Genomic DNA, 6,846 nt, shown 5'->3' on the forward strand with positions numbered 1-6,846 from the left:
CCGCCGGGCCGCCGGACGGGCTCCCACCCCGGCGCGGGCGGCGCCGCCGCGCAGGGCGCCGACGACCTCGCCGGTTCGGTCTCCGGCCCGCCGCCGACGCGTCCGGCCGCGCCGCCGTCCGCCTCGTCCCAGTCCCGCATCGGTCTCCCCTCTCCGCCGCGCCGTCCGTTCCAGCCCAGGGTGCCGCATGTCCCCGAGCGTCACGGCGGTTGTCCACAGGTCCGGGCCCGAGGACTACAGTGGACGTCATGCCCGAGACACCCCTGCCGCCCCTGCGCGTGCTCGGCCTGGCGCCCGACCTGGTGGACTACCACGCCGCCTGGGACGCCCAGCGCGCCCTGCACGCGGACGTCGTCGCCGGCCGCTCCGACGGCGAATTCCTCCTCCTGGAGCACGAAGCCGTCTACACGGCCGGTCGTCGCACCGAGGACGCCGAGCGCCCCACGGACGGCGCCCCCGTCGTGGACGTGGACCGCGGCGGCAAGATCACATGGCACGGGCCGGGCCAGCTGGTCGGCTACCCCGTGGTCCGGCTGCGCGACCGTGCCCACGTCAAGGACTACGTCTGGTTCCTCGAGGAGCTGCTGATCCGCACCGCCGCCGAGTTCGGCGTCACGGCCGTCCGCGTGGACGGGCGGGCAGGCATCTGGGTCCTCGCGGACCGGGACGACGACGGCACGGCCCGCCCGGACCGCAAGGTCGGCGCCATCGGCCTGTCCATCCACGACGGCGTCTCCATGCACGGCTTCGCGCTGAACTGCTCCAACTCCCTGGCCCCCTACGAGGGGATCATCGCGTGCGGCATCACGGACGCCGCCACCACCACCCTGTCGGTCGAGACGGGCCGGACCATCACGCCGGCCGACGTCGTCCCGGTGCTCACCCGTCATCTGGACGAGCTCGGGCCGGCGTACATCGCCGTCACCCCCACGGAAGGAATCCCCGCATGAGCCTCGCCCCCGAAGGCCGCCGCCTGCTGCGCGTGGAGGCGCGCAACGCCGAGGTGCCCGTCGAGCGCAAGCCCGAGTGGATCAAGGCCAAGGTCCACATGGGCCCCGAGTACATCGGCCTGAAGAACAAGGTCAAGTCCGCCGGCCTGCACACCGTGTGCGAGGAGGCCGGCTGCCCCAACATCTTCGAGTGCTGGGAGGACCGCGAGGCCACGTTCCTCATCGGCGGCGACATCTGCACCCGCCGGTGCGACTTCTGCGACATCACCTCCGGCAAGCCGCGTCCCCTGGACATGGAGGAGCCGCAGAAGGTCGCCGAGAACATCCGCGAGATGGACCTGCGGTACGCCACCGTCACGGGCGTGGCCCGTGACGACCAGAAGGACGGCGCGGCGTGGCTCTACGCGGAGACCATCCGCCGCATCCACGCGCTCAACCCGGGGACCGGCGTCGAGATCCTGCCGCCGGACTTCGGCGCGGTGCCGGAGCTCGTCCAGCAGGTGTTCGACGCGCGGCCCGAGGTGTTCGCGCACAACCTGGAGACGGTGCCGCGCATCTTCAAGCGCATCCGCCCGGCCTTCACATACGAGAAGTCCCTCAAGGTGCTCACGATGGCCAAGGCCGACGGGCTCGTCACCAAGTCCAACCTCATCCTGGGCATGGGCGAGGAGGACCACGAGATCGACCAGGCCCTGGTGGACCTGCACGAGGCCGGCTGCGACATCATCACCATCACGCAGTACGTGCGGCCCTCGAAGCTGCACCACCCCATCGACCGCTGGGTGAAGCCGCAGGAGTTCGTCCAGTGGTCCCAGCGCGCCGAGGAGATCGGCTTCCAGGGCGTCATGGCGGGCCCGCTGGTGCGCTCGTCGTACCGCGCGGGCAAGCTCTACGCGCAGGCCATGCAGCGCCTCGGCCGGACCCTGCCGGAGAACCTGGCGCACCTGGCCGGGGAGAAGACCGCCCGCCAGGAGGCCTCCGCTGTCGTCGCCCAGATGTCCTGAGCCGCCCGACTAGACTGGATCCCGTCATGACGAAGAACAGCCAGCCCCCCGCATCCTCCTCCGGCTCCACCTCCGCCACGGTCAAGGAGGTCAAGGCCATGCAGCGCGAGCGTCGCCGCCACGAGAAGGAGCAGACGAAGGCCCAGCGCCGGGACAAGCGCGCCGCGAAGGGCCCGGGCGTGATCTCCCAGCTCAAGCAGGCCTACGCCATGACCAAGGCGCACGACCCCAAGGTCGGTCTGTGGATGCTGCTGGCCTTCCTGGCCGCCCTCGTCGTCGGCCTCGTCATCGGCCTGCTGCTGGACAACTGGATCACGTGGCTGCTCATCGCGATCCCGTTCGGTGTGCTCGCCGCCGTCGTCATCCTGAACCGGAAGGCGCGCCGCGCCGGGTTCGCCCAGCTCGAGGGCCGCCCCGGCGCCGCCGGCGCCGCGCTCTCCACGCTGGGCCGCGGCTGGATCGTGCCCGAGCAGCCGGCCGCCGTGAATCCGAAGACCCAGGACCTCGTCTACCGCGCCGTGGGCCGGCCGGGCGTGGTGCTGGTGACGGAGGGCCCCTCCCCCCGCGTCGCCGCGCTGGTGGTCAAGGAGGAGAAGGCCATGCGCCGCTTCCTGCCCGGCGTGCCCGTCACCGTGGTGGAGTCCGGCAACGGCCAGGGCCAGGTCCCGCTGCACGAGCTGCCCGGCACGCTCAAGGGCATGAAGAAGGCCCTCACGGCGCAGGAGGTCCAGGCCGTGGACAAGCGTCTGACCGCGCTCAACACCAACCGGCTGCCCATCCCCAAGGGCGTCGACCCGAACAAGGTGCGCCCGAGCCGGCGCGCCATGCGCGGCCGCTGAGCGCCGACGCACCCGCGCGAAAGGGGGGCGCCCCGCCGAGGATTCGGCGGGGCGCCCCCCTTTCGTCGTGTCCGGCCTCGCGTCGAGTCGGATCCGGCGTCGTCCGGCGCGGGCCGGTGCGCTCACATGCGGATCTCGACGGTGCCGGCGACCTTGTCGTGCATGCCGCGGCCGTCCGGGCCGACGACGACGGCCGGCAGCACGAGGCACAGCAGCGCCGTGCGCACCACCACGCGGTGCACGGGGGCGGTCCGGCCGCCGAGGCGCACCACCTGGGTGCGGCACACGGCCTTGCCCACGGTGGTGGCCAGCAGGGTGATGCCCAGGATGTGCATGGTGGCGAAGACCATCAGGGTGGCGATCGCGTCGGAGTCGAAGAGCAGCCAGGACACGCCCAGGGCCAGGAACCAGTCGATCACGAGGGCGACGGCGCGGCGGGCCGCAGTGGCCATCGAGGTCGGGCCGTGCTCGGGCAGGCCCAGCAGGTCCCCCGGCCAGCGGCCGCCGGCCAGGCCGCCGCCCGGACCGTCCACCCAGCCGGCGAGGTCGCGCCGGGTGATCAGCGGCTCGTCGCGGCGGGTCGGTTCGGGCTCTTGCGCGGGGTCGGGTGCTCTGCGTGCCACCGGCCCAGCCTACCGGCGCGGAACCGCGAGGCTCGCCGTGGGGCGTCACCGACGCCCACGGAGGCCGCCGGGCAAGTAGGGTGATGACACCCGCCACGCCAGCGCCGCCGTGCCGGACATGCCACCATCGTCACGACCACAGGAGCGCACCATGTTCACCTCCCCCGCGGACGTCCTCGCGTACATCAAGGATGAGGGGATCGAGTTCGTCGACGTCCGCTTCACCGACCTCCCCGGCATGCAGCACCACTTCAACGTGCCCGCCTCGAGCGTCGACGAGGACTTCTTCGTCACGGGCCAGCTCTTCGACGGCTCCTCGATCCGGGGCTTCGCCGGCATCGCCGAGTCCGACATGCAGCTCATCCCGGACGTCGCGACGGCCTTCGTGGACCCCTTCCGGGTCCGCAAGACCCTCACGATGAACTTCTCCATCGTGAACCCCCGCACCGGCGAGCCCTACCTGCGCGACCCGCGCGGCGTGGCCCAGCGCGCGGAGGCCTACCTGAGCTCCTCCGGCATCGCCGACACGGCGTTCTTCGCCCCCGAGGCCGAGTTCTTCATCTTCGAGGACGTCCGCTACGAGTCCTCCCCCCGCGGCTCGTTCTACGCCGTGGACTCGGACGAGGCCTGGTGGAACGCCTCCCGCGAGGACGAGGGCGGCAACCTGAGCCACAAGACCGGCCTCAAGGGCGGCTACTTCCCCGTCTCCCCCACGGACAAGCAGGCCGACCTGCGCGACGAGATCTGCTCGGTCCTGGCCGAGGTCGGCCTCGAGGTAGAGCGCTCCCACCACGAGGTGGGCGCCGCGGGCCAGGCGGAGATCAACTACCGCTTCAACACGCTGACCCACTCGGCGGACGACCTGCAGAAGTTCAAGTACGTCGTCAAGAACGTCGCCAACATGTTCGGCAAGTCCGCGACCTTCATGCCCAAGCCCGTCTTCGGCGACAACGGCTCCGGCATGCACTGCCACCAGTCCCTGTGGAACGGCGGCGAGCCGCTGTTCTTCGACGAGAAGGGCTACGCGAACCTCTCGGACACCGCCCGCTGGTACATCGGCGGCCTGCTGAAGCACGCCTCCGCGGTCCTGGCCTTCACCAACCCCACGGTGAACTCCTACCGCCGCCTGGTGCCGGGCTTCGAGGCCCCCGTGAACATGGTTTACTCGCAGGGCAACCGCTCGGCGGGCATCCGCATCCCGATCACCGGCTCCAACCCGAAGGCCAAGCGCATCGAGTTCCGCGCCCCGGACGCCTCGGGCAACCCGTACCTCGCGTTCGCCGCGCAGCTGATGGCCGGCCTGGACGGCATCCGCAACCGCATCGAGCCGGCCGAGCCGATCGACAAGGACCTCTACGAGCTGCCGGCCGAGGAGGCCGCCGACATCCAGAAGGCACCCGCCACCCTGGACGAGGCCCTGAACGCCCTCGAGGAGGACCACGAGTTCCTCCTGGCCGGCGACGTGTTCACCGAGGAGCTGATCGAGACCTGGATCGCGTACAAGCGCGAGATGGAGATCGCCCCGCTGGCCCTGCGCCCGAACCCCTACGAGTTCGAGCTGTACTACTCGGTCTGATCCGCCCGCCGCGGCCCCGACGACGGCCGTTCGTCTCCCACGCCGGAGGCGGGCGGCCGTCGTCGTGCCCGGCCGCGGAATAGTCCGGGGCCGGTGGGCGCTGGATCTGTGGAGACCTCCGCCCGGCCGGGCGGCCCGCAGACCAGGAGCACCATGACCGAGCACACCGCCCCCACCCCCCTGCCGCTGTCCCTGCTGGACCTCGCCCTCGTCCGCGACGGCGCCCCGATGGGCGAAGCCTTCGCCGAATCCGTGGAGCAGGCCCGCGTCGCCGAGGCCGCCGGCTTCCGGCGCGTCTGGTACGCGGAGCACCACAACATGCCCTCCATCGCCTCCTCCGCCACGGCCGTACTCATCGCGCACGTGGCCGCGCACACCGACTCGATCCGCCTCGGCTCCGGCGGCGTCATGCTGCCCAACCACTCGCCGCTGGTGATCGCCGAGCAGTTCGGCACCCTGGCCGAGCTGCACCCCGGCCGCATCGACCTGGGCCTGGGTCGCGCCCCCGGCACCGACCAGCGGACGCTGCAGGCGCTGCGCCGGGATCCGTCGGCGGCCGAGCGCTTCCCGCAGGACGTGCTCGAGCTGCAGGGCTACCTCACCGGCCAGAGCCTGATCCCCGGCATCGACGCCTACCCCGGCAAGGGCACCAACGTGCCGCTGTACATCCTCGGCTCCTCGGCGTTCGGCGCCCAGCTGGCCGCGCAGCTCGGCCTGGGCTACGCGTTCGCGAGCCACTTCGCACCGCAGATGCTCGAGCATGCGGCGCGCCTGTACCGGGAGCACTTCGAGCCCTCCGAGGCCCTCGCGGAGCCGCACTTCATCGCGGCGGCCAACGTGATCGCCGCGGACACCGAGGAGGTGGCCGAGCGGGAGTGGCAGGCCGCGCAGCGGGCGCGCATCCGGATGATGCTCGGCCGGGGCCGCACCCTCACCGACGACGAGGTCGAGATGCTGCTGCACTCCCCCGCCGGTCAGCAGGTGCTCGGGATGCTCGAGTGCACGGCCGTGGGCACCGGCCCGACGACGGCGGCGTGGCTGCACGACTTCGCGGCGCGGGTCCAGGCGGACGAGCTGATCATCACGACGGCGGCCCAGGACGCCGGCGTGCGGCGACGCACCCTGGAGCTGCTCGGGGAGCACGTCGTGCGCGCCTGAGCCGGCGCTCGCGACACCGGAGCACGGCCGGCCCGCCACCCCGTCGAGGTGGCGGGCCGGCGTCGTTCAGAGCCCGTAGAACCGGGTCTCGAACACCTGACGGGCCAGGCGGGTCACCCGCAGGTAGCGCTCCTCGAGCTCCCCGCCGGCCGTGCCCACCCCGCTGAGGCGGGCCACGGCCTCGAGGTCGCGCATGTTCGTGGGCAGCACGTCCGAGACCTTGCCCGTCCACAGCAGCAGGGCGGCGCGGATCCGGGTGGCCAGCAGCCACGCCTCCTCCAGCACGGCGACCTCGGCCTCGGGCAGCAGCCCGTGCCGGGCGATCGCCCGCAGGGCCGGCAGCGTGCCGGTGACCCGCAGGTCCTCGACCTCTCCCGCGTGGCGCAGCTGCAGGGACTGCACCAGCCACTCCACGTCCGAGAGCCCGCCGCGGCCGAGCTTGACGTGCCGGGAGGGGTCCGCGCCGCGGGGCAGGCGCTCGGCCTCCACACGGGCCTTGATGCGCCGGATCTCCCGCGCGTCCGCGGTGGTCAGGTCCCCGGCGTAGCGGACCCCGTCGGCCCACCGCCGGAAGTCGGTGGCCAGGTCGTCGTCGCCGGCCAGGGGCCGGGCGCGCAGCAGCGCCTGACGCTCCCACATCTCCGCCCAGCGCCCGGAGTACTCCCGGTACGAGTCCAGGGTGCGCACGAGCGGCCC

At 72.4% G+C, this 6,846-nt stretch carries 6 protein-coding genes and 1 pseudogene; 5 read left to right on the forward strand and 2 right to left on the reverse strand.

The window, feature by feature from the left end:
• Nucleotides 1-248 precede the first annotated feature (248 nt).
• From lipB to D8M29_RS07250, 3 genes are read left to right on the forward strand one after another with little or no spacing between them, the layout of a single operon-like run.
• Nucleotides 249-950, forward strand: a complete 702-nt coding sequence (lipB, locus tag D8M29_RS07240; RefSeq protein ID WP_036314221.1) for a lipoyl(octanoyl) transferase LipB — start codon at nucleotides 249-251, stop codon at nucleotides 948-950.
• Nucleotides 947-1,954, forward strand: a complete 1,008-nt coding sequence (gene lipA, locus D8M29_RS07245; RefSeq protein ID WP_002857341.1) for a lipoyl synthase — start codon at nucleotides 947-949, stop codon at nucleotides 1,952-1,954. The genes lipB and lipA overlap by 4 nt, the downstream gene beginning before the upstream one ends.
• A gap of 26 nt (nucleotides 1,955-1,980) precedes the next feature.
• The gene (locus D8M29_RS07250) at nucleotides 1,981-2,793 is read left to right on the forward strand and encodes a DUF4191 domain-containing protein (protein ID WP_044659516.1); all 813 of its coding nucleotides are present in this window, start codon (nucleotides 1,981-1,983) and stop codon (nucleotides 2,791-2,793) included.
• Between the two features lie 122 nt (nucleotides 2,794-2,915).
• On the opposite strand, the gene D8M29_RS07255 is transcribed toward D8M29_RS07250, so the two are convergent.
• Nucleotides 2,916-3,416 carry an RDD family protein gene (locus tag D8M29_RS07255; RefSeq protein WP_049146950.1) on the reverse strand — a complete coding sequence of 167 codons (501 nt, stop codon included), beginning with the start codon at nucleotides 3,414-3,416 and terminating at the stop codon, nucleotides 2,916-2,918.
• A gap of 151 nt (nucleotides 3,417-3,567) precedes the next feature.
• On the opposite strand from D8M29_RS07255, the gene glnA reads away from it, so the two are divergent.
• Complete coding sequence (gene glnA, locus D8M29_RS07260) at nucleotides 3,568-4,992, forward strand: type I glutamate--ammonia ligase (protein ID WP_036314201.1); 1,425 nt, start codon at nucleotides 3,568-3,570, stop codon at nucleotides 4,990-4,992.
• A 153-nt stretch (nucleotides 4,993-5,145) separates the two neighbouring features.
• Complete coding sequence (locus D8M29_RS07265; RefSeq protein WP_036314199.1) at nucleotides 5,146-6,150, forward strand: LLM class flavin-dependent oxidoreductase; 1,005 nt, start codon at nucleotides 5,146-5,148, stop codon at nucleotides 6,148-6,150.
• 66 nt (nucleotides 6,151-6,216) lie between these two features.
• Here D8M29_RS07265 and D8M29_RS07270 read toward each other — a convergent pair.
• Nucleotides 6,217-6,846, reverse strand: a pseudogene (locus D8M29_RS07270) (bifunctional glutamine-synthetase adenylyltransferase/deadenyltransferase); the annotation flags it as partial.

The organism is Micrococcus sp. HSID17227 (assembly GCF_003989405.1).
Taxonomy (GTDB): domain Bacteria; phylum Actinomycetota; class Actinomycetes; order Actinomycetales; family Micrococcaceae; genus Micrococcus; species Micrococcus luteus.

Excerpts from the sequence above, each read along its gene's own strand:
- D8M29_RS07265 (WP_036314199.1), top strand. The coding sequence starts at position 5,146 with ATGACCGAGCACACCGCCCCCACCCCCCTGCCGCTGTCCCTGCTGGAC.
- lipA (WP_002857341.1), top strand. The coding sequence starts at position 947 with ATGAGCCTCGCCCCCGAAGGCCGCCGCCTGCTGCGCGTGGAGGCGCGC.
- D8M29_RS07250 (WP_044659516.1), top strand. The coding sequence starts at position 1,981 with ATGACGAAGAACAGCCAGCCCCCCGCATCCTCCTCCGGCTCCACCTCC.
- glnA (WP_036314201.1), top strand. The coding sequence starts at position 3,568 with ATGTTCACCTCCCCCGCGGACGTCCTCGCGTACATCAAGGATGAGGGG.
- lipB (WP_036314221.1), top strand. The coding sequence starts at position 249 with ATGCCCGAGACACCCCTGCCGCCCCTGCGCGTGCTCGGCCTGGCGCCC.